The organism is Rahnella perminowiae, from assembly GCF_019049695.1.
GTDB lineage: Bacteria > Pseudomonadota > Gammaproteobacteria > Enterobacterales > Enterobacteriaceae > Rahnella > Rahnella perminowiae.
Map to the genome: position 1 here is coordinate 21234 of NZ_JAFMOT010000184.1, position 22980 is coordinate 44213.

The following is a 22980-nucleotide window of genomic DNA, read 5'->3' on the forward strand; positions in this document are numbered from 1 at the left end:
GCTGTCGGGGAGGCCAAGCCTCTATAATGATAACCGTTATCATTGAAAATTCAGTTAACTGAGGAGTTTAGCTATGGCTGTAACCAAGCTGGTGCTGGTAAGACACGGTGAAAGTGAGTGGAACAAAGAAAACCGTTTTACCGGTTGGCATGATGTTGAACTGTCCGATAAGGGTCGCACTGAAGCAAAAGCTGCAGGTCAGTTGCTTAAAGACGAAGGCTTCCAATTCGATTTTGCTTACACCTCTGTGCTGAAACGTGCCATCCACACGCTGTGGAGCGTTTTGGACGAACTGAACCAGCCATGGCTGCCGGTTGAGAAATCCTGGAAACTGAACGAACGCCATTACGGCGCATTGCAAGGTCTGGATAAAGCAGAAACTGCACAGAAATACGGTGACGAGCAAGTTAAACAATGGCGTCGTGGTTTTGCTGTCACGCCACCAGAACTGGATCGCGCTGATGAACGTTTCCCGGGCCACGATCCGCGTTACGCTAAACTGACTGAGGCAGAACTGCCAACCACAGAGAGCCTGGCGCTGACCATCGAACGCGTTATCCCTTACTGGACTGAGGTCATCAAACCACGTATCGCCAGCGGAGAGCGCGTCATCATCGCTGCACACGGTAACTCCCTGCGTGCACTGGTTAAATATCTCGATAACCTGAGCGAAGACGAAATTCTGGAACTGAACATCCCTACCGGTGTTCCGCTGGTTTACGAATTCGACGAAAACTACAAACCAATCAAACGTTACTATCTGGGTAATGCCGACGAGATCGCAGCGAAAGCCGCGGCCGTAGCAAACCAGGGTAAAGCGAAGTAATTTCGCGTTTTCTGCGTGAAGCACGATGATTGATAAGGCATGCGAAAGCGTGCCTTTTTTGTATCCCCGACCCGCAAGGAAAAATATTTATGCCAGTCAGACGTGCAACACCCGATGAAGCAGAAGCGCTGTGGAACATACGTAATCAGGCAATCCGTCACGGGTGTAAAAACGCTTATGATGCACAGATTGTGATGGCATGGACACCCGATGAGATGCCTGCCGGATACCGCAAAGCCATTATTGATAATCCTTTTTTTGTCGCACAGACACAGGGGCTGAGCACACCGGCGGCAACAGGATTCCTTGATCTGAAAAATGGCAGTGTTGAAGCAATTTTTACATTGCCAGAATTTGAAGGGAAAGGCCTCGCTACGCAAATTCTTGCTGCCATAAAAGCAGAAGCGAAATCACGCGGTTTCACAGCACTTACGCTGGCTTCTACGCCGAATGCGTTTGAATTTTATAAGAGGAACGGATTCAGTCTGGTAAAAGAGAGCCTCTACCGCTCTGAGATGGCGGATGCTGATTTGCGTTGTATGGAGATGCGCTGCGAATTGTAGGGGATATTCAGGCAATAAAAAGCCCCGCTAAAAGCAGGGCTCAGACAAGTATTCCAGCAGGTGACATTAACCGCGGCGTGCTTTGACCGCGCCCGCCAGGCTGCGCAGCAGCACTTCGGTGTCTTCCCAGCCTATACAGGCATCGGTCACGCTCTGACCATAAACCAGAGGCTCGCCGCTGTCGAGGCTCTGATTCCCTTCCACCAGATGGCTTTCTACCATCACGCCCATCACCGACTGCTCACCGCCGGCAATCTGACCACAGACGTCTTCACACACTTCCATTTGTTTTTTGAATTGCTTACTGCTGTTAGCGTGGCTGAAGTCGATCATGATACGCGCTGGCAGGCCGCCTTTTTTCAGGCCTTCTTTCACTTCCTGCACATCCTGAGCGCTGTAGTTTGGCTTTTTGCCACCGCGCAGAATGATATGACAATCATTATTTCCGCTGGTATTAACGATAGCGGAATGCCCCCATTTGGTCACAGACAGGAAACAGTGTGGCGCGCCAGCTGCATTGATGGCGTCGATCGCCACTTTAATGGTGCCATCTGTGCCGTTTTTGAAACCGACCGGGCAGGATAAACCGGAAGATAACTCGCGGTGAACCTGAGATTCAGTGGTACGTGCGCCGATAGCCCCCCAGCTCATCAAATCCGCCAGATATTGTGGCGTGATCATATCCAGGAATTCGCCAGCGGCCGGTAAACCCGTGTCGTTAATATCCAGTAACAGTTTGCGGGCAATGCGCAAACCCTCGTTAATCTGATAGCTGTTATTCATATGCGGGTCGTTAATCAGCCCTTTCCAGCCCACTGTAGTACGTGGTTTTTCGAAATAAACACGCATCACCACTTCCAGTTCGCCTTGCAATTCTTCACGCATTGTCAGCAGGCGGGTGGCGTATTCTTTCGCGGCTTTCGGATCATTGATCGAGCAAGGGCCAATGACGACCAGCAAACGGTCATCGTTTCCTTTCAGTATCTTATGGATCGCATTACGGGCCTGAGAAACTGTTTTGGCCGCTTTGTCAGTGGCAGGAAATTTTTCGAGCAGGGCAACCGGAGGTAAAAGTTCTTTGATTTCTTTAATGCGTAAATCGTCGTTTTGATAATTCATAACTGTTCCATTCGGGTGTTCATAAGAGACAAAGCGAAACGCTGACCGCGTTCAATCTAGCCGTATTGAATCCCGGTGTAAACCTGCTTTTACACTTACGATTAGTCTCATTTTGATTTAGGACATAATTTCTTTAGCTAGGCTTTTACCAGACACATGAAAAACGACTACGGACCTTTCTCGAAAAAATGGAGATGACATTATGAAAAAGCTCGCAATCATGTTACTGACCACAACCATGGCGCTGACCACCGGTGCTGCTTACGCAGCCGGCGAGTCCTCGGCAAGCGACAACAATGGTCAGGCTAATCAGTCTGGCTCGCCGGGTTCGGTACAGAAAATTGCGCCAAAAAGCGTGAACAATGATCAGATTAACACGACCAATAAACCCGTGAATGAAACGACTACTCAAACGGATGGCACCACCCATCACATGAGTAAAGATAAAGAGCATAAGAAAACGATGTGCAAAGATGGCCGTTGTCCGAATCAGACCCCGGATACACCTTCTTCAAAAGCAACCGGTAACTAATTCCGTCACGTTTGCTCACCTGCTCATACAGGAGGGACTTTGCTTCCTCCTGCTTCCCTGAATTCCCCTTCTTGCAACACCTTAGGTTTACGCTATTGTGATTGTCTCGGTTCATCATTTTTGTGAATATAACTATGCCTTCTTCCCTGTTGCCACAGGATAAAAATAGCCGCCGTTTGTTGCTGGCTTTCCTTGTTACTGTAATTTTTATGGTAGCCGAAGTGATTGGCGGGCTGGTCTCTGGCTCTCTGGCGCTTCTGGCCGATGCCGGGCACATGCTGACTGACGCAGCCGCGTTACTTGTTGCCTTGCTTGCCGTACGTTTTGCGAAACGTAAGCCTAACAGCCGTCATACTTTTGGCTATTTGCGCCTGACCACCATGGCGGCCTTCGTGAATGCCGCTGCGCTGCTGGTGATTGTCGTTCTGATTGTCTGGGAAGCCATCGCTAGATTCTTTAATCCGCAGCCCGTAATGGGCACCACTATGCTGGTGATCGCCATTGCCGGTCTGTTCGCCAATATTCTGGCCTTCTGGCTGCTGCATCAGGGGCAGGAAAAGGCCAACATCAATGTGCGTGCCGCCGCGCTGCACGTTTTGGGTGACTTGCTGGGATCGATTGGAGCGGTCGCTGCGGCGCTCATCATCATGTATACCGGCTGGACGCCTGTGGATCCGCTTTTATCAGTGCTGGTTTCCTGCCTGGTGTTAAATAATGCCTGGCGGTTGCTGCGGGAAAGTTTTCATGAATTACTGGAAGGCACACCGGAAGAGATCGATATCGATAAACTGCGACGGGATTTGTCACTGAGTATCCCGGAAGTGCGCAACGTGCATCACGTTCACGTCTGGCAAATTGGTGAACAGCGACTGATGACCGTGCATGTACACGTGGTTCCACCGCACGATCACGACGCACTGCTTTACCGCATTCAGCATCATTTGCTGGAGAAATGCCGCATCGGCCATGCCACGATACAAATGGAATATGGCCAGTGTGAAACTCCGGATTGTGAGATGAATGAAATGCCGTTAACCCGTGCCGGGCACGATCATCATGGACATAGCCATGCACATCATCATCACTGATCCTCAGAGAAGAACCCGAAAATAAAACGCCTCTGTGATAGAGGCGTTTTTCCAGGAAGATGAAATCAGGCCGGTTGCAAAGGCCGTGAACCGTTTTGCTTTGCACTTTTGATCCACAGCCACGAACCGTTCAGCGCAATCAAGGTCAGAAGCACATATTCGAGTGCCATCGCATAAACGCCCTGATAAGCAAAAATCGCGACGCTGATGACATCAATGATGACCCACAGCAGCCAGTTTTCAACATACTTTCGGGTCATCAGCAACATTGCCACAATCGACAGCACCATCATTGATGAATCCCAGAACGGGAAGGCATCAGGTTGCAGTTCAGGCACCTGCACATTGAGCCCCAGCGCCTGCATCAGGTTTACCGCCAACAGTGTCAGGGCGGCAAAAACGCGGTCGATGTTAAAGGTCATCAGCAGAATGCCTGCGACACATACAACGCCCCATATTAGCGCTTTGCCACGTGGCAACCAGCGGATCTGCAATTGTGCTTCCTGGTCCGCTGTCTGGCGGCTCCAGGCATACCAGCCGTAGATATTGGCGGCAAAGAAGAAGATTTGCAGCAACAGGCTGGCGTAAAGCTGGATCTGGAAGAAGATGATCGCAAACAACGTGACGTTGATCAGACCGAAAGGATAGTTGATCAGCTTTTCTTTACTGGCGTACCAGATGCAGAGCAACCCAAAAATGGTGCCTACAGCTTCAATCCACGACAGGTCATATCCCCCCTTTCCAAGCGGAATATGAACCAGAATGTTACTGGTACTGAAAAAATCCATCATCTCATCCTTTCCTTTTATTGATGCTCATAAATCATTATCAGCCATGAAAATGCTTACAACGCTTTAGCCTGTGTTCTTAATCTCAGTTGGGCGGCAAAATCCAGCATGCGGTTGAGCGGGATCAGAGATTTTACACGCAGCGCCTCGTCTACCTCGATAGCATGTTCCGTGCCACCGTGTTCCAGCCCCTGGGCAATCGCTTTCAGACCGTTCATCGCCATCCACGGGCAATGCGCGCAGGTACGACAACTTGCACCCTCACCTGCCGTCGGCGCCTCAAACAATTCTTTGTCCGGGCACGCCTGTTGCATTTTGTAAAAAATACCGCGGTCCGTGGCGACAATAAGTTGCTGCTGGGGCAATGTTTTTGCCGCCAGAATGAGCTGACTGGTAGAACCGACCGCATCAGCCATATCAACGATCGCCTGAGGAGACTCAGGGTGCACCAGAACAGCGGCGTTCGGGTATAGACCTTTCATTCGGGTCAGGGCCTGCGTTTTAAACTCGTCATGGACGATACAGGCACCCTGCCAGCACAATACATCTGCCCCCGTCTGCTTACGGACGTAATTTCCGAGGTGACGGTCCGGTGCCCAGATTATTTTTTCGCCCAGACTGTCAAGATGTTCAATCAGCTCAACCGCAATGCTTGAGGTAACAACCCAGTCTGCTCTGGCTTTTACTGCTGCTGAGGTATTAGCGTAGACCACTACTGTGCGGTCGGGGTGCTGGTCGCAGAAATCTGAGAAAGCCTGTTCAGGACAGCCCAGATCCAATGAACATTCAGCATTGAGTGTTGGCATCAGCACAGTTTTTTCCGGGCTGAGGATTTTAGCCGTTTCTCCCATGAAGCGTACACCGGCGACGAGCAACGTGGAAGCTGGATGCTGGCTGCCAAAGCGCGCCATTTCCAGAGAGTCGGCGACAATGCCGCCGGTTTCTTCGGCAAGCGCCTGAATTTCAGGATCAGTGTAATAATGCGCCACCATCACCGCATCACGTTCCCTGAGCAGTTTTCTGATCTTCTCTTTGTAGAAGGTCTTTTCATCTGCGGTCAGCACGGCGGGTTTCGGTGGGAAAGGATAAACCGCCGCATTCAGATCCAATGTTTCGCTCATACTCGTCATCTCATTCAGTCAGACAATTTGCCCGGATAGCCAAAAGCCACCATGATCCCATCCCGGAATCATTAGTTTTGTATGCTAAACAAAATACCGCAAAAAATAGGGAAAGTCGTCCATATAATAGACGCAGGGCTTAAAATGTTTACTGCACTTAAAATCAGAGAGATTTTAAGTAAAGTCAGCAGAAAAAATTTATCTGCCAGGAGGAAGTTTTGAGGGTCAGATGCGAAAAAAGCGCCAAAAGGCGCTTTTCTCTGAATTCTGCAATGTAGATGACTTCACAAAAAGTGGTGGGCCGTGCTGGATTGACTCGGTTTCACCTCGCCATACGGGCAACGCCTGCGCGTTGTCGTCCTGCACTGCTTTATTGCATTTTCCACTGAAAAGTGGTGGGCCGTGCTGGATTGACTCGGTTTCACCTCGCCCTGCGGGCAACGCTTACGCGTTGTCGTCTCGCTTCGCTCGGCTCGAACCAGTGGTTCTCATCCTGCACTGCTTTATTGCATTTTTCACTTTAAAAGTGGTGGGCCGTGCTGGATTCGAACCAGCGACCAATTGATTAAAAGTCAACTGCTCTACCAACTGAGCTAACGGCCCATCTAAACCTGCTGCAAATTGCCTAAATCTCTGACAGCGTTAGCCGTTTGGAGTTGTCTGGGCAACGGCGGCATATATTACTTATTTAACTTTTCAGTGCAACTTTAATTTTCAGAAAGAGTGCTAACTGATGGTGTTTCACACACTCAAGCCCAGAAAATGCACGATATGTACATTTTCCGGGCCTGAACGAGTCACTACTTTGCAGATAAGCGTTTTTGAGCTTGTTTTGCCGCATCGGTATTTGGGTACTGTTTCACGACCTGTGCGAAGACGGCTTTGGCTTTATCAGCCTGACCTTTCTCCTGCATGATGACCCCAACCTTGAACATTGCGTCAGAACTTTTTGGCGACTTAGGATAGTTTTTGACCACAACTGCAAAATAATAAGCAGCATCGTCTTTTTTACCCTTGTTGTAATACAACTGACCGAGCCAGTAATTGGCGTTTGGCTGATAAGTTGAATCAGGATATTTTTTTACGAAACTCTGAAAAGCCGCAATGGCTTCATCATATTGTTTCTTTTCCAGCGCCAGTGAAACCGCAGCATTGTAATCGCTGTTCACGTCACCGGTACTTGCAGGAGCTTGTGCAGCACCCGCGTCAGGTGTTGTGGCAGAAGACCCTGCAGCGTCACCTGTGGCTGCAGCAGCACCCGTGCTGGCGGCCCCGGCAGAACCCTGGCTTAAACTGTCGAGTTGATTAAAAATCTGCTTCTGGCGATCACCAAGCTGACTCAGCTGATATTGATTCTCCTGGATTTGACCACGAAGAGTATCCATATCACGTTGGGTATCAGAAAGTTGTTGCTGGAGTTGAGTTAATAGCTGGCTGTGAGCGTTAGAAATACGCTCCAGAGAGGTGACCCGATCTTCAATCGAGCCTGAGCCGACATTACTGATTGGCGCTTGGGCAGTAGCGGCCCATGGGACCGCTACGCCAACCAGTAACGACAGACTCAACAGGTGAGTTCTGAAGTTACTGCTCATACTATTCTCTTAGTATACCAGTACGGCACGACGGTTTTTAGCGTATGCCGCTTCGTCATGGCCCAGTACAGCTGGTTTTTCTTTACCGTAAGAAACGATAGAGATTTGGTCAGCAGAAACGCCTTTGCCTTGCAGGTACATTTTAACAGCAGTAGCACGACGTTCGCCCAGGGCGATGTTGTACTCTGGCGTACCACGTTCGTCAGCATGACCTTCTACAGTCACTTTGTAAGACGGGTTGCTACGCAGGAAAGCTGCGTGCGCGTCCAACATCTGAGCGAATTCAGAAGACACATCGTATTTGTCCAGGCCAAAGTAAACGATGTTGTTTTTCTGCAGTTCTTGCATCTGCAGACGAGCTTGCTCTTCTGAAGACATGTTAGCGTTTTCAGTGCCTGCGCCAGAGTTCAGACCCATACCATTAGATTGGTCGTTGTCTGCGTTCTTGTGAGAACTACAAGCAGCTACTGCCAGTACAGGCAACGCCAGCATCAGCCCTTTCAGCACTTTGTTCAGTTGCATCTATTCGATCCTTTTATAATTTTTTGCCATACATAGTATTCTATGCATTACAGATACGGCGACCAGGCAGGAAATTTGACCTGTCCATCAGTTGCCGGAAGACGCGCTTTGAAGCGCCCATCAGTCGATACCAACTGCAATACGGAACCCAGTCCCTGAGAGGAGCTGTAAATTACCATGGTGCCATTTGGTGCGAGGCTAGGCGTTTCATCCAGGAACGTGTCCGTCAATGTTTGAACGGCTCCCGTTGCCAGATCCAGTTTAGCGATGTGCTGTGTACCGCTGGCGCTGCTCACCATAACCAGGAACTTGCCATCTGTACTGACGTCAGAGTCCTGATTCTGCGAGCCTTCCCAGGTCAGACGCTGAGGCGCACCGCCATTAATGTTCACTTTATAAACCTGCGGACGACCGCCCTGATCCGACGTGAACGCCAGATTCTGGCTGTCCGGGAACCAGGTTGGTTCAGTATTGTTGCTACGTCCGTTTGTCACCTGGCTAATCTGACCAGAAGACAGATTCATTACATACAGATTCAGGCTGCCGTCTTTAGACAGCGCAAAGGCCAGTTTACTGCCATCAGGCGAGAAAGCAGGTGCGCCGTTGTGACGAGGGAAAGAAGCAATCTGTTTGATTGCACCGTTTGCCAGCGTCTGTACCACCAATGCTGAACGACCGCTTTCAAATGTCACGTAAGCCAGTTTGCTGCCGTCAGGAGACCAGGCAGGAGACATCAGTGGCTCTGGTGAACGGTGAACCACGAACTGGTTATAACCGTCGTAATCGGCTACACGCAGCTCATACGGGAATTTACCGCCGTTGGTCTGCACGATGTAAGCAATACGGGTACGGAATGCACCTTTAATGCCGGTCAGCTTTTCAAATACTTCGTCGCTGGCGGTATGCGCGGAATAACGCAGCCATTGTTTGGTCACTTTGTACTGGTTTTGTGCCAGCACGGTACCCGGTGCGCCAGAGGTATCTACCAGTTGGTAAGACACCACATAGCTGCCATCGGCGGCAGGCTGAACCTGACCGATAACAACAGCATCAATACCCAGCGCGGTCCAGGCAGCAGGTGTAACTTCTGCGGCGGAGGTTGGCTGCTGAGGCATACGTGATGCATCAATAGGATTAAATTTGCCGCTGTTACGTAAGTCAGCAGCAACAATACCACCCACATCTTCAGGTGGTGTACCCGGGCCAGCCCATTTGAATGGCACAACGCCAATCGGACGAGCTGTATCTACCCCTTGGGTAATTTCAATGCGAACTTCTGCATGAACCACAGATGCCCACATCATCAAAAGGCCGAACGCTACTCGAAATGCCTGCTTCATTGTATCTCCCTTATCTGGACGTATCTGCCCGCGATAATTTAGCAGAATTTTAACAAACCAACGCACACAAAACTAGAATTACACCCTGCAATCTATCGTAAAAATCTGAAAAGGAATTATTTTCTTCTTCCTACGGTTTAAAATCTATCGGAGCATTTTTAAACACTTCATAGACTGCTTCAGAAGGCGGTTTCGGGAACTTCGCCTGTCGTGCTGCGGCAAGCGCAGCCTGACACAGTGCAGGATCCCCACCTTCAGCCGACACGCTGATCAGCGAGCCATCCGGATTCATTTTAACGCGCAACGAACAGGTTTTGCCTGCATAAGATGATGCGTCATAGAATCTGCTCTCGATGGCAGCTTTAATCTGGCTACCATAGTTCGCAATATCCGCCCCGGATGCGCCCGCCTTTTTCTGAGTTCCCTTCCCAGCAGGAGCAGAAGCACCGCCCCCGGTTGCCCCTTTCGGCGCATTTTTAGAGTCGGCCAGGCCATCAAATAAGTTATTCGCATCAGCGGCTTCTTTGGCAGCGGCGGCAGCAGCAGCTTTTTTATCGGCGGCAGCTTTCTTGGCAGCCGCGGCAGCTTCCGCTTTTTTCTCTGCGGCAGCAGCAGCTTTTGCATCGGCGGCGGCTTTGGCATCAGCCTCAGCTTGTGCTTTAGCATCGGCAGCGGCCTGAGCCTTCGCTTCAGCAGCAGCCTGTTTTTTGGCTTCTGCGGCCGCTTCTTTTTTAGCATCCGCTTCGGCTTGTTTCTTCGCAGCGGCAGCCGCGGCGGCGGCTTCAGCCTCTGCTTGTTTTTTAGCATCCGCAGCCGCTTTTTTCTGCGCGTCAGCTTGTGCTTTAGCCGCTTCTTTCGCGGCATCTGCTTTCGCCTGAGCGGCCGCTTTTGCCGCTTCAGCCTTCGCCTGTGCTGCGGCAGCTTCAGCCTGTTTTTGCTGTTCTTTCGCCTGCTCGGCAGCTTGTTCAGCCTGCTTTTGCTGCTGGGCCTGTTCCTGAGCCTGCTGCTTCGCACTTTCCTGCGCTTGCAGACGCTCTTTCTCAAGTTCTTTCAGGCGTTGCTGTTCTGCGGCCTGTTTCTGTTGCAGCTCTTCAGCCTGTTGTTCTGATTTTTTCTGACGCGCGGCGGCAGCGCGTTGGGAATCAGCCTGTTGCTGTTGCTGACGATTGTACTGATCGACCACGGCACTGGGATCAACCATTACGGCAGAGATATCGCTCCCCCCACCGCCGCCACTCATGCTGGTATCTTCGTCCAGCGATCCCCAAATCAACAGGGCTATAATGATGATATGCAGAACGACCGAAACAATAACGGCGCGTTTGAGCTTATCGTTTTGTTCAGTTGCAGTTGCCTTTACCAAAATAGATTTCCCAAGACAGGATTACTAAAAACCCGGGTTCCTGTATTGCCTGTCATACTTTTAACAAGCCAGAGAATGCCGGGTTTCAAATAAGTGTTACAAATTACCTATCCTCAGATAGGTTGTGTCATCAATCCGACAGATTTCACGCCAGCCTGATGCAGCATATTCAGCGCCTTGATGATTTCATCATAAGGCACGTCTTTTGCACCGCCGATCAGGAATACCGTCTTCGGATTGGCCTGAATACGGCTGGTCGCTTCTGCGATAACCTGTTGTTCAGGCAATTGTTCCATACGCTGATGATCCACCACAATGGTGTACTGACCCACGCCGGAGACTTCAACAATCACGGGCGGATTATCATCGCTGGACACCGTTTTAGAATCCGTTGCGTCAGGCAAATCGACTTCCACACTCTGGGTAATGATGGGTGCTGTTGCCATAAAAATCAGTAACAGAACCAGCAATACGTCCAGCAGCGGAACGATGTTGATCTCCGACTTACCTTCGCGGCGGTTACGACGACCTCGTGAACGAGCCATACTCTCCCCCTTTAGTTACTGCTGGTTTCGCGAGAGAAAGCCTGACGGTGCAGGATAGCCGTGAATTCTTCCATGAAGTTATCGTAGTTTTGCTCAAGCTTGTTCACACGCTGGTTCAGGCGGTTGTACGCCATAACAGCAGGGATAGCGGCAAACAGACCAATCGCAGTGGCGATCAGTGCTTCTGCGATACCCGGGGCGACCATTTGCAAGGTTGCCTGTTTCACAGAACCTAAACCGATAAAGGCGTGCATGATCCCCCAGACGGTACCGAACAGACCGATATACGGGCTGATAGAACCCACGGTGCCCAGGAACGGAATATGTGTTTCCAGTGATTCGAGTTCACGGTTAAAAGAAATACGCATCGCACGTGAAGAACCTTCAATCACGGCTTCCGGCGCATGGCTGTTGGCACGATGAAGACGCGCGAACTCTTTAAAACCGGAATGGAAGATTTGCTCTGCCCCGCTCAGGGTTTCGCGGCGGCCCTGGCTTTCCTGATACAGACGGGAAAGCTCAATACCGGACCAGAATTTATCTTCGAACGCTTCTGCCTCGCGGGTGGCGGCATTCAGCACCTTGGTGCGTTGAATGATGATCGCCCAGGACGCGATAGAGAAGCACACCAGGACAAGCATAATCAGCTTAACCAGGATGCTGGCCTTCAAAAATAAATCAAGAATGTTCATGTCAGTCACTGCTTAAACTCCGCGACAATAGACTTAGGAAGCGCTCGGGGCTTCATTTGGTGTGGATCAATGCATGCGATCAACACTTCTGCAGAACTCAGAAGGTTTCCATGCGAATCAAGAATTCGTTGTGCAAAAGTAAGAGAAGCTCCGCGAATGGACGTAATCTCACTCTGGACATCCAGCAGGTCATCTAGGCGAGCTGGTGCAAAGTATTCGACCGTCATGCGGCGGACAGCAAAAGCGACGTGTTCACCCAGCAACTGCTGCTGGTGAAAATTGCGTTGGCGCAACATCTCTGTGCGAGCCCTTTCATAAAAGGCGACGTATCGGGCATGGTAGACCACACCTCCCGCGTCTGTGTCCTCAAAGTAGACACGAACCGGCCATCGGAACAACGAATTACTCACTGTACATCCCGTAATGCAATTTGACGGCACTACTATACGCAAGAGAATTGGGGTTGGGAATGGGTAGGATTGATGGAATGAAAATAATTATGGGCCAGAGCGGCCCATAAGAAAATTACTGTAAATTTGTCTTTTTTTTACGCAAAAAATCAGCTGAAAAAGTAATAAAGTCCTGCAGCTAACGCAATCATCGCCAGCAATGGCGAGAAGAAAGCTTTCCAGATTGATTTATGCGGGCGAAAACCCAGGCCATGGATAACACCACTGCAAACGGCCCATATCAAAATGACCCCGTGCCAGACTTCCAGCTGACTGGTTGACGAGGCAAACATGCCGGGTTTCCAAAAAACGCAGCCGGCCAGCACCAGTGACATCACAAGCGAAAGGGCCCTTAACGGGCCCTTGTCTGTGACAGCGTAAAGTTTATCCGCGATCACACTCATTATTACTTCTCTTCTTTAGCCGCTTTATTGGCTTCGCTGTGTTCAAACGCCAGCGCGGTAATGATACCGAATGAGCAAGCCAGTAAGGTGCCGAGGATCCAGGCAAAATACCACATGGTGTTCTCCTTAATACAACGAATGCTTGTTGTTCTCGATGTAATGTTTATCGAGGCGCCCGAACATCTTGTAATACGCCCATGAGGTGTAAATCAGGATGATTGGCACAAAGATGCACGCGACAACGGTCATCACTCTGAGCGTCAACAGTGTGGATGTGGCATCCCACATGGTCAGGCTGGCATTCGGCTCAGTAATTGACGGCATCACGAACGGGAACATAGTGATACCCGCAGTCAGGATTACACAGGCGATAGTCAGTGAGTTACTGATGAATGCCAGCGCCGCTTTATTCATGCGTGAGAACAAAATGGTCAGCAACGGCAAAATCACACCCAATGCAGGAATCGCCCACAAACCGGGTGTCTTGTTGAAGTTAGCCAGCCATGCACCCGCTTCATGAGACACGGTTTTGCGCAGCGGGTTAGACGGACCTGCGTGATCCATAACGGATGTCACGGTGAAACCATCAATCCCTTTCACTAACCAGATGCCTGCCAGCAGGAAGCACACCATCATCACCAGCGCAGAAATCTGCGACGCGGCACGGGTACGCAGGTGCAGTTCACCCACAGTACGCATTTGCAGATAGGTGGCCCCCTGAGTGATCAGCATGGTCAGGCTGACCAGACCGGCCAGAATGCCGTACGGGTTCAGCAAGCCCAGCAGATTACCGGTGTAGAACAGACGCAGGTCGCCGTCGATATGGAATGGTACGCCTAACAGAAGGTTACCGAAGGCTACACCAAAGACCAGAGCCGGTACGAAGCTGCCGATGAAAATGCCCCAGTCCCACATGCCACGCCAGCGTGCGCTTTCCAGTTTTGAACGATAGTCAAAGCCCAGCGGACGGAAGAACAAGGCACACAGCACAAGTACCATCGCCGCATAAAAGCCGGAGAATGCGGCTGCATACACCATAGGCCAGGCCGCGAACAGTGCGCCACCAGCGGTGATCAGCCAGACCTGGTTACCGTCCCAGTGCGGGGCAATGGCATTGATCATCACACGGCGGTCCGTATCGGTTTTACCGATAATGCGCACCAGGATACCAACGCCCATGTCAAATCCATCGGTCACTGCGAAGCCGATAAACAGCACGCCAATCAGCACCCACCAGATGAACCGTAAAACTTCATAATCAAACATAAGTGGACTCCCTATTACCGAGCTTGCTCAAGTGGCGCTGAAGGTTGTTCATAATGATAACGGCCGGTTTTCAGGCTGCTTGGCCCGAGGCGCGCATATTTGAACATCAGGAACATTTCAGCGACCAGGAACAGGGTGTAGAGACCGCAGATAAGGATCATCGAGGTCAGTACATCACCCACAGTCAGTGAAGAGTGTGCGATCGCAGTGGGTAAGACTTCACCAATCGCCCAAGGCTGGCGGCCATATTCAGCCACGAACCAGCCTGCCTCGACAGCAATCCACGGCAACGGCAGGCCGATGAATACCGCGCGGTGTAACCAGCGTTTCTGGCCAATTTTGCCACGTAAGACGGTATAGAAGGACAGCGCAATCAGTACGAACATCAGGATGCCGCAGGCAACCATGATACGGAATGCAAAATACAGTGGCAGAACGCGCGGGATAGAATCTTTGGTCGCTTTCTGAATCTGTGCGTCAGTCGCCGCCGCCGGGTTGTCGGTATAGCGTTTGAGCAACATACCGTAGCCCAGATCCTGCTTGGTGCTTTCGAAATCGCTGCGCACTTTCGGGTCAGTGTTGCCCGAACGCAGTTCTTCCAGCAGGGTGTAGGCTTTCATACCGTTACGGATACGCACTTCGTGTTGCGCCATCAGGTCTTTCAGACCGGTGACCGGCGTATCAACAGAACGTGTGGCAATCAGGCCGAGCAGGTAAGGGATCTGAACAGAATATTCATTTTCCATTTTGTCCTGATTCGGCATGCCGAACAGCGTGAAACTTGCCGGTGCAGGTTGGGTATCCCACTCTGCTTCGATAGCAGCCAGTTTCGTTTTTTGTACGTCACCCATTTCATAACCGGATTCATCACCCAGTACGATAACGGAAAGCACGGCAGCCAGACCGAAGCTTGCTGCGATAGCAAATGAACGCTTCGCGAAACCGACATCGCGACCTTTCAACAGGTAGTAAGAGCTGATAGCCAGAATGAACATCGCGCCAGTCACATAACCAGACGCTACGGTGTGAACGAATTTAACCTGCGCAACCGGGTTCAGCACCAGCTCGGAGAAGCTGACCATTTCCATACGCATGGTTTCGTAGTTGAAAGTCGATGCAATCGGGTTTTGCATCCAGCCATTCGCCACCAGGATCCACAAAGCTGACAAGTTTGAGCCAAGGGCAACAAACCAGGTCACAGTCATATGCTGAACTTTAGTAAGACGGTCCCATCCGAAGAAGAACAGGCCCACTAAAGTGGATTCCAGGAAAAATGCCATTAAACCTTCAATCGCCAGCGGCGCACCGAAGATATCACCCACGTAATGTGAGAAATATGACCAGTTAGTCCCGAACTGGAATTCCATGGTTAAACCAGTGGCAACGCCCAGTGCAAAGTTAATTGCAAAGAGTTTGCCCCAGAATTTGGTCATATCTTTATAGATTTGTTTGCCGGAAAGGACATAAACCGTTTCCATAATTGCCAACAAAAACGCCATACCTAGCGTTAATGGGACAAATAGGAAATGATACATGGCTGTTAAAGCAAACTGTAAACGCGACAGTTCAACGATATCAAACATCTTGACCCCTTGCTCCTCGGAGGAAGACCACAAATTGTGATCTTTGACGAACCGTGTGCCGGAACGCCTCATGACTACCAATATTTAAATGTGTGTAGAAAAAATGTCAGTACCCGGTTGAGTAAAGCCATCGACCAGACATTCTGAGTCCGGAAAAAGCACGAGCAGCTGGCCTGGAACAGGCTGATGAACGGGCAAAATCACGGGGAAAAATAATCATACAAAAAACGGATGTTACAGGACCATTATGTTACGCCAGTAATCCCACACATTAAATAGGATTTTTAGTGACCTTAAGCGGATTTCCGTGTACAGGTCAATTTAAGAACAAAACAGTGGAAAACCCTGTAATTGATCTGCCGCAATTTAAGCCTATCTCCTTGTTTATTTCTATAAGCTCCCCATCAATTTCTAAAAAAATATTTCAAAATGTTAACTTTTGGTTTCAATGAGATTTAATGATGGCTTCAATGTTAATTAATTGTGCTTTTATGGTTGTTGAAAATATCTAATTTGCTACCTTCTAAAATCCAATTATTAACCTTTTATTACCCATGAACGTATCGTGCTGTGTTAATGAATATAGCTTAATTCGGCGAATGTTAATTATTTAGCTTAAAATAAAAAAAGGCCACCCGAAGGCGGCCAACATGTCGAATCTTTTTTATAAAAATTGACTTAACCCGTACCGGCGGTTTACCAATACGGGTGGGTAATACTTATTGCGGAAGCAGTGATTTCACGGCTTCGCCGATATCGGCCAGGCTGCGAACGGTTTTAACACCTGCGGCTTCCAGCGCTGCAAATTTCTCATCAGCAGTGCCTTTACCACCGGCAATGATGGCGCCAGCATGGCCCATACGTTTGCCCTTAGGCGCAGTAACCCCTGCGATGTAACCCACAACCGGTTTAGTCACGTGCGCCTTGATGTACGCTGCGGCTTCTTCTTCGGCGTTACCGCCGATTTCGCCGATCATGACGATCACTTCAGTCTGCGGATCTTCCTGGAATAACTTCAGGATATCGATGAAGTTAGAGCCAGGGATCGGGTCACCGCCGATACCGACACAGGTAGACTGGCCGTAACCGTAATCCGTGGTCTGTTTAACGGCTTCATATGTCAGCGTGCCTGAGCGGGAAACAATACCCACTTTACCTGGCAGATGAATGTGGCCCGGCATGATGCCGATTTTGCATTCACCCGGCGTGATCACCCCCGGACAGTTTGGCCCGATCATCACCGCATCGCTCTGATCCAGTTTCACTTTAACCACCAACATATCCAGGGTCGGAATGCCTTCAGTGATACAGATAATCAGTTTAATGCCAGCATCCAGCGCTTCCAGAATGGAGTCTTTGCAGAACGGCGCCGGAACATAAATCACAGATGCCGTTGCGCCGGTGGTTTCTACCGCTTCACGCACGGTGTTGAACACAGGCAGACCCAGATGTTCGGTGCCACCTTTGCCCGGTGTTACACCGCCAACCATTTTTGTACCGTATGCGATGGCTTGTTCGGAGTGGAAAGTCCCCTGGCTACCGGTGAAACCCTGGCAGATAACTTTGGTGTTCTTGTTGATTAAAATCGACATTATTTCCCCTCCACTGCCGCGACAACTTGTTGAGCCGCATTCGTCAGGCTGGTCGCTGCAATGATGTTCAAACCGCTGTCTGCCAGTTTTTTGGCACCCAGCTCGGCATTGTTACCTTCAAGACGCACCACAACCGGCACGCTGACGCCCACTTCTTCCACCGCACCGATGATACCGTCGGCGATCAGGTCGCAACGTACGATACCGCCGAAGATGTTTACGAAGACGGCTTTGACTTTTTCATCGGACAGGATGATTTTGAAGGCTTCGGTCACGCGTTCTTTGGTTGCGCCACCGCCGACATCGAGGAAGTTAGCCGGTTCGCCGCCGTGCAGTTTCACGATATCCATGGTGCCCATTGCCAGACCGGCACCGTTCACCATACAACCGATATTGCCGTCGAGCGCAACGTAGTTCAGTTCCCACTGCGCAGCCTGAGACTCACGGGCATCTTCCTGACTGTAATCACGCATTTCACGCAATTCCGGCTGACGGAACAAGGCGTTGCCGTCGGCACCCAGTTTGCCATCGAGGCAGATCAGGTCACCTGCGGTAGTCACCACCAGCGGGTTGATTTCGATCAGCGCCAGATCGCGCTCAAGGAAAATGTTCGCCAGCCCCATGAAGATCTTGGTGAACTGCTGAACCTGCTTACCGCTCAGACCCAGTTTGAAAGCCAGCTCGCGGCCCTGATACGGCTGCGGACCTGCCAGCGGATCAAGCGCCACTTTGTGGATCAGGTGCGGGGTTTCTTCCGCCACTTTCTCGATTTCCACGCCGCCTTCGGTAGACGCCATGAACACCACGCGACGGGAGCTGCGATCCACTACCGCGCCAAGATACAGTTCTTTATCAATATCAGTGGCGGATTCAACCAGGATCTGGTTAACCGGCTGACCGCTGGCGTCTGTCTGGTAAGTCACCAGACGCTTGCCCAGCCAGTGCTCAGCAAAAGCACGGATTTCTTCTTTGCTTTTAACCACTTTCACGCCGCCCGCTTTACCGCGTCCACCGGCATGAACCTGACATTTCACCACCCACGGACCGGCACCGATTTTCGATGCAGCCTCTTCCGCTTCACGCGGGGTGGAACAGGCGAAGCCCGTTGGTGCTGGCAGGCCGTAGCGCAGGAACAGCTGTTTCGCCTGATACTCGTGTAAATTCATGATGTTCTATCCATTCTTATTCGGTAAATAGGAAGGCTTATCAGGGCACAGCGAACTGTGCCGCAGATTTTTCGATCTCTCATCTTTCGCTGTGCCGGGACTAGACGTCCAGCAGCAGACGAGCCGGATCTTCCAGCATCTCTTTAATGGTCACCAGGAAACCGACAGACTCGCGGCCATCCACCAGACGGTGATCATATGACAGTGCCAGATACATCATTGGCAAAATCACCACCTGACCATTCACTGCCATCGGGCGATCTTTAATGGCATGCATGCCCAGAATGGCGCTCTGCGGCGGGTTGATGATCGGCGTGGACATCAGAGAACCAAAGACACCGCCGTTGGTCACGGTAAAGTTACCGCCGGTCAGTTCTTCCACTTTCAGCTTGCCGTCACGGCCTTTGATGGCCAGTTCTTTGATTTGCTTCTCGATATCTGCCATGCCCAGCGTATCGACATCACGCAGAACCGGTGTGACCAGACCACGTGGCGTGGATACCGCAATGCTGACATCAAAATAGTTGTGGTAAACCACATCATCGCCATCAATAGAAGCATTCACTTCCGGATAGCGTTTCAGCGCTTCAACCACAGCTTTCAGATAGAAAGACATGAAGCCCAGACGTACACCGTGACGTTTTTCAAAACCATCACCGTACTGCTTACGCAGATCCATGATGGGCTTCATATTGATTTCGTTGAAGGTGGTCAGCATCGCCGTGCTGTTTTTGGCTTCAAGCAGACGCTCAGCAACACGTTTACGCAGACGGGTCATCGGTACCCGTTTTTCGCTACGTGAACCCAGAGCCGGTGCGGCGCTGGTGGCAGCCGGTGCCGCTGCAGGTGCCGCGGCTGGCTTCGCATCCTTGGCCTTCGCCAGGTGCTGTTCAATATCTTCACGGGTCAGACGACCACCGACACCGCTGCCTTTGATGGCGCTGGCATCCAGAGAATGTTCAGCAATCAGACGACGGATAGCCGGGCTGAGTGCGTCGTTGTTCTCTTCTTCCAGTGCTGCTGTGTGGCGTGCCGCAGGAGTCGCTTCTTTATCGGAGCTTTTCTCAGTGCTTGGCTTGCCGCTGCTGTTACCCGGCCGAATACGCGCCAGGATCTGACGGGAAATGACCGTCGCACCTTCGTCTTCGATAATGCTGTCCAGAATACCGGCTTCACTTGCCGGCACTTCCAGAACCACTTTATCGGTTTCAATTTCTACCAGTACATCGTCACGCTCAACACTGTCGCCCGGCTTTTTGTGCCAGGTGGCAACCGTCGCATCCGCAACGGATTCAGGAAGGTCAGGGACCAGAATATCTACGCTACTCATTATCAATCCTTCTTATGTTCCATATAGTTAACTGACGCCAACGCGGTTATTTAACGTTCAGCGCATCGTTAACCAGATCTTGCTGTTGCTTCTGGTGAACGGACATGTAGCCCACTGCCGGAGAGGCAGAGGCCGGGCGTCCTGCGTAACGTAAAGAAGCCCCGAAAGGAATCACTTCACGGAAATTGTGCTGGCTGCAATACCACGCGCCCTGGTTCAATGGCTCTTCCTGGCACCAGACGAAATCATGAACGTGTGAGAATTTCTCAAGCACTTCCTGAATTGCCTTGTGCGGGAACGGGTAAAGCTGCTCGATGCGGACGATCGCCACATCGGTTTGCTCGTTTTTGCGACGTTGTTCCAGCAGGTCGTAATAAACCTTACCGGAGCACATCACCACGCGCTTGACTTGTTTTGGATCCAGTTCGTCGACTTCGCCAATCGCAGGCAGGAAGCTGCCGTTAGCCAACTCATCAAGCGTAGAAACCGCAAGAGGATGGCGCAACAGTGACTTCGGTGACATCACGATCAGCGGACGGCGCATACCGCGCAGTGCCTGACGACGGATCATGTGGTAAACCTGCGCCGGGGTAGACGGGATACAGACCTGCATATTTTGCTCAGCGCAAAGTTGCAGATAACGTTCCAGGCGCGCGGAGGAGTGCTCCGGTCCCTGCCCTTCGTAGCCGTGTGGCAACAACATCACCAGACCACACATGCGGCCCCATTTCTGCTCGCCGGAACTGATGAACTGGTCAATAACCACCTGCGCACCGTTGGCGAAATCACCGAACTGCGCTTCCCAGATAGTCAGGGTGCGCGGTTCAGCCGTGGCATAACCGTATTCAAATGCCAGCACCGCTTCTTCAGAAAGCACGGAATCCCAGACGTTGAACTCGCCCTGGCTGTTATGAATATTAGCCAGCGGCACGTACACGGAACCGTTTTTCTGGTTATGGACCACGGCATGGCGGTGGAAGAAGGTGCCGCGACCGGTATCTTCACCGGAAAGACGAATCGGAATACCTTCATCGACCAGCGTCGCGTAGGCCAGGTTTTCTGCACCACCCCAGTCGAATTTCTTATTGCCCTCTGCCATCTCGTTACGGTCAGCATAAATCTTGGCCACGCGTGACTGCATTTCAATCGCATCCGGCACATGACTGACACGACGCGCCAGCTCCTGCAGACGTTTCAGCTCAACCTTGTTCGGGTAAGCTTCATCCCACTCATGGTTCAGATACGGTGACCAGGTGAAAGTGTGCATGTCATTCTGACGCCACTCTTCCACTACGCATTCACCAGCATCCAGCGCATCACGATACAGGTTGACCATTTCCGTGGCATCTTCGAGGCTGGCCACGTTTTGCTCAGTCAGGACATCAGCGTAGATTTTGCGTGGCGTCGGGTGTTTCTTAATCTTGTTGTACATCAGCGGCTGGGTTGCGCTAGGTTCGTCAGCCTCATTATGGCCGTGGCGACGGTAGCAAACCAGGTCGATCATGACGTCACGTTTAAAGGTGTTACGGAAATCCAATGCCAGGCGGGTTACGAAAGCCACCGCTTCAGGGTCATCGGCATTGACGTGGAAAATCGGTGCCTGCACCATTTTCGCAATATCGGTACAGTAATCGGTAGAACGCGCATCTTTCGGATTCGAGGTGGTGAAACCCACCTGGTTATTGATGACGATACGTACGGTACCGCCCACTTCATAACCACGTGCCAGCGACATGTTCAGGGTTTCCTGAACCACACCCTGACCGGTAATCGCCGCATCACCGTGAATGGTGATTGGCAGAACCATGTTGCTGCGCGCTTCGTCCAGACGATCACGACGGGCACGAACAGAACCGATAACCACCGGGCTGACGATTTCGAGGTGCGACGGGTTAAACGCCAGCGCCAGATGCACCATACCGCCTTCGGTTTCCACATCAGACGAATAGCCCATGTGGTATTTCACATCACCGGTACCCAGATGTTCTTTATGCTTGCCGGAGAATTCGTCGAACAAATCCTGCGGCTTTTTGCCCAGCACGTTGATCAGTACGTTCAGACGGCCACGGTGCGCCATACCCAGCACCACTTCACGGGTTCCGTTTTTGCCGGCATGACGGATCATGTCTTTAAGCATCGGCACCAGCGCATCGCCACCTTCGAGTGAAAAGCGTTTTGCACCCGGGAATTTCGCGCCCAGATAACGCTCCAGACCTTCTGCTGCGGTCAGCTCTTTCAGGAACGTTTTCTTTTCATCATTGGTGAAGCTCGCACGCCCGGCCACGGATTCGATACGCTGTTGGATCCAGCGTTTCTCTTCGGTGTTGGTGATGTGCATATATTCTGCACCAATGGAACCGCAATAGGTTTGCTTCAGGGCTTTATACAGCTCGCCGAGCTGCATGGTTTCCTTGCCAATGGCAAATGAACCGACGTTGAAGGTTTCCTGGAAATCAGCTTCAGTCAGATGGTGGAACGCCGGATCCAGATCGGGCACGTCGTCCAGTTTCCACAGACCAAGGGGATCAAGGTTCGCGTTCTGATGACCACGGAAGCGGAAGGCGTTGATTAACTGCAGCACCTTGACTTGCTTGGCATCCGTTTGCGGATCGCTGATGGAGGAGTTGTAACGTGACGCGTCTTTCGCCAGGCGGCGGAAGTAGTCCCGTGTTTGAGAATGGAGTTGCTCTGGTTTCACACCCACTGTTGGTAGCTGTTTAAAAATCGAACGCCAGCTATCGTCAACGGAACCAGGATCGGTTAAGTAGTCTTCATAGAGTTGTTCTATGTAAGACTGGTTCGCACCCGCCAGATAGGAGGAATCCAGCCAGGCCTTCATTGCGCCGTTCTGCATCGTGATCCCTTAAGCTTTGAAGCTTTAGTTTTCGCCGTGGTTAATAATATTGACCGTGATACACCGCGGTAAAACGGTTTTCCTTACTAAAACAGTTCGTTGGTTGAGCATTTGGCTCTTCAAGGAACCTTCAAAAATCCGCCATGCGCGTGACTGATTTTTGAAGTTGCCCTGCTTTTTAGTGCTGCCTTTTCAGATGTTTTCTAACACCCTGATTTTGACCCGGCTATCTTACTCCTGTAAGG

Annotated in this window: 22 protein-coding genes, 1 tRNA gene and 1 other RNA gene; 4 read left to right on the forward strand and 20 right to left on the reverse strand. The window is 51.1% G+C overall.

Translation table 11 applies throughout. The annotated features are described in order from the left end of the window. Positions 1 to 73 precede the first annotated feature (73 nt). Positions 74 to 826, forward strand: coding sequence for a 2,3-diphosphoglycerate-dependent phosphoglycerate mutase (gene gpmA, locus J1781_RS18270; RefSeq protein WP_129952000.1), 753 nt, complete (start codon positions 74 to 76; stop codon positions 824 to 826). Between the two features lie 89 nt (positions 827 to 915). After that, entirely contained in the window at positions 916 to 1389 is a 474-nt protein-coding gene (locus J1781_RS18275) for a GNAT family N-acetyltransferase (RefSeq protein ID WP_129952001.1), read from the forward strand. A 66-nt stretch (positions 1390 to 1455) separates the two neighbouring features. Here J1781_RS18275 and aroG read toward each other — a convergent pair whose 3' ends face one another. Next, positions 1456 to 2508, reverse strand: a complete 1053-nt coding sequence (gene aroG / locus J1781_RS18280; protein WP_129990570.1) for a 3-deoxy-7-phosphoheptulonate synthase AroG — start codon at positions 2506 to 2508, stop codon at positions 1456 to 1458. Between the two features lie 202 nt (positions 2509 to 2710). On the opposite strand from aroG, the gene J1781_RS18285 reads away from it, so the two are divergent. Next, on the forward strand, positions 2711 to 3040 hold the full coding sequence (locus tag J1781_RS18285) for a protein YbgS (RefSeq protein WP_129952003.1): 330 nt from the start codon (positions 2711 to 2713) through the stop codon (positions 3038 to 3040). A gap of 134 nt (positions 3041 to 3174) precedes the next feature. Beyond that, complete coding sequence (gene zitB, locus J1781_RS18290) at positions 3175 to 4128, forward strand: CDF family zinc transporter ZitB (protein WP_129952004.1); 954 nt, start codon at positions 3175 to 3177, stop codon at positions 4126 to 4128. A gap of 65 nt (positions 4129 to 4193) precedes the next feature. Here the strand turns inward: zitB and pnuC are convergent, their stop codons facing one another. The 19 genes from pnuC to sucA all read right to left on the reverse strand — a co-directional run bounded on the left by pnuC (position 4194) and on the right by sucA (position 22735). After that, positions 4194 to 4916 (reverse strand): nicotinamide riboside transporter PnuC, encoded by a 723-nt coding sequence (gene pnuC / locus J1781_RS18295; protein ID WP_129952148.1) that lies wholly within the window; start codon positions 4914 to 4916, stop codon positions 4194 to 4196. A gap of 56 nt (positions 4917 to 4972) precedes the next feature. Continuing rightward, positions 4973 to 6037: a quinolinate synthase NadA gene (gene nadA, locus J1781_RS18300; RefSeq protein WP_129952005.1), complete on the reverse strand. Its 1065-nt coding sequence runs from the start codon at positions 6035 to 6037 to the stop codon at positions 4973 to 4975. 393 nt (positions 6038 to 6430) lie between these two features. Beyond that, positions 6431 to 6550: non-coding RNA, RtT sRNA (locus tag J1781_RS18305), on the reverse strand. 14 nt (positions 6551 to 6564) lie between these two features. Continuing rightward, positions 6565 to 6640: transfer RNA gene (locus J1781_RS18310), tRNA-Lys, on the reverse strand. A 197-nt stretch (positions 6641 to 6837) separates the two neighbouring features. Further along, complete coding sequence (gene cpoB / locus J1781_RS18315; RefSeq protein ID WP_129952006.1) at positions 6838 to 7629, reverse strand: cell division protein CpoB; 792 nt, start codon at positions 7627 to 7629, stop codon at positions 6838 to 6840. A 9-nt stretch (positions 7630 to 7638) separates the two neighbouring features. Beyond that, positions 7639 to 8151, reverse strand: coding sequence for a peptidoglycan-associated lipoprotein Pal (gene pal / locus J1781_RS18320; RefSeq protein WP_013576426.1), 513 nt, complete (start codon positions 8149 to 8151; stop codon positions 7639 to 7641). 47 nt (positions 8152 to 8198) lie between these two features. Further along, positions 8199 to 9491, reverse strand: a complete 1293-nt coding sequence (gene tolB, locus J1781_RS18325) for a Tol-Pal system beta propeller repeat protein TolB (protein WP_013576427.1) — start codon at positions 9489 to 9491, stop codon at positions 8199 to 8201. Between the two features lie 130 nt (positions 9492 to 9621). Next, the gene (gene tolA / locus J1781_RS18330) at positions 9622 to 10854 is read right to left on the reverse strand and encodes a cell envelope integrity protein TolA (RefSeq protein WP_129952007.1); all 1233 of its coding nucleotides are present in this window, start codon (positions 10852 to 10854) and stop codon (positions 9622 to 9624) included. Positions 10855 to 10967: 113 nt separating this feature from the next. After that, positions 10968 to 11399, reverse strand: a complete 432-nt coding sequence (gene tolR / locus J1781_RS18335) for a colicin uptake protein TolR (RefSeq protein WP_013576429.1) — start codon at positions 11397 to 11399, stop codon at positions 10968 to 10970. Between the two features lie 11 nt (positions 11400 to 11410). Continuing rightward, entirely contained in the window at positions 11411 to 12100 is a 690-nt protein-coding gene (gene tolQ, locus J1781_RS18340; protein WP_013576430.1) for a Tol-Pal system protein TolQ, read from the reverse strand. Beyond that, a complete protein-coding gene (gene ybgC, locus J1781_RS18345) occupies positions 12097 to 12501 on the reverse strand; it encodes a tol-pal system-associated acyl-CoA thioesterase (protein ID WP_015698108.1) in 405 nt (134 codons plus the stop codon). Before ybgC ends, tolQ begins: the two co-directional genes overlap by 4 nt. Positions 12502 to 12650: 149 nt before the next feature. Next, complete coding sequence (gene ybgE / locus J1781_RS18350) at positions 12651 to 12944, reverse strand: cyd operon protein YbgE (RefSeq protein ID WP_129952008.1); 294 nt, start codon at positions 12942 to 12944, stop codon at positions 12651 to 12653. Positions 12945 to 12946: 2 nt separating this feature from the next. Then, positions 12947 to 13060, reverse strand: a complete 114-nt coding sequence (gene cydX / locus J1781_RS18355) for a cytochrome bd-I oxidase subunit CydX (protein WP_013576433.1) — start codon at positions 13058 to 13060, stop codon at positions 12947 to 12949. A gap of 10 nt (positions 13061 to 13070) precedes the next feature. Next, positions 13071 to 14210, reverse strand: coding sequence for a cytochrome d ubiquinol oxidase subunit II (gene cydB, locus J1781_RS18360; RefSeq protein WP_129952009.1), 1140 nt, complete (start codon positions 14208 to 14210; stop codon positions 13071 to 13073). Between the two features lie 14 nt (positions 14211 to 14224). After that, on the reverse strand, positions 14225 to 15793 hold the full coding sequence (gene cydA, locus J1781_RS18365) for a cytochrome ubiquinol oxidase subunit I (protein WP_129952010.1): 1569 nt from the start codon (positions 15791 to 15793) through the stop codon (positions 14225 to 14227). Between the two features lie 719 nt (positions 15794 to 16512). Then, entirely contained in the window at positions 16513 to 17385 is an 873-nt protein-coding gene (sucD, locus tag J1781_RS18370) for a succinate--CoA ligase subunit alpha (RefSeq protein ID WP_013576436.1), read from the reverse strand. Then, positions 17385 to 18551, reverse strand: coding sequence for an ADP-forming succinate--CoA ligase subunit beta (gene sucC / locus J1781_RS18375; RefSeq protein WP_129952011.1), 1167 nt, complete (start codon positions 18549 to 18551; stop codon positions 17385 to 17387). Before sucC ends, sucD begins: the two co-directional genes overlap by 1 nt. Before the next feature lie 100 nt (positions 18552 to 18651). Continuing rightward, entirely contained in the window at positions 18652 to 19881 is a 1230-nt protein-coding gene (gene odhB, locus J1781_RS18380) for a 2-oxoglutarate dehydrogenase complex dihydrolipoyllysine-residue succinyltransferase (RefSeq protein WP_015698112.1), read from the reverse strand. Positions 19882 to 19927: 46 nt separating this feature from the next. After that, positions 19928 to 22735, reverse strand: a complete 2808-nt coding sequence (sucA, locus tag J1781_RS18385; RefSeq protein WP_129952013.1) for a 2-oxoglutarate dehydrogenase E1 component — start codon at positions 22733 to 22735, stop codon at positions 19928 to 19930. Positions 22736 to 22980: the final 245 nt, after the last annotated feature.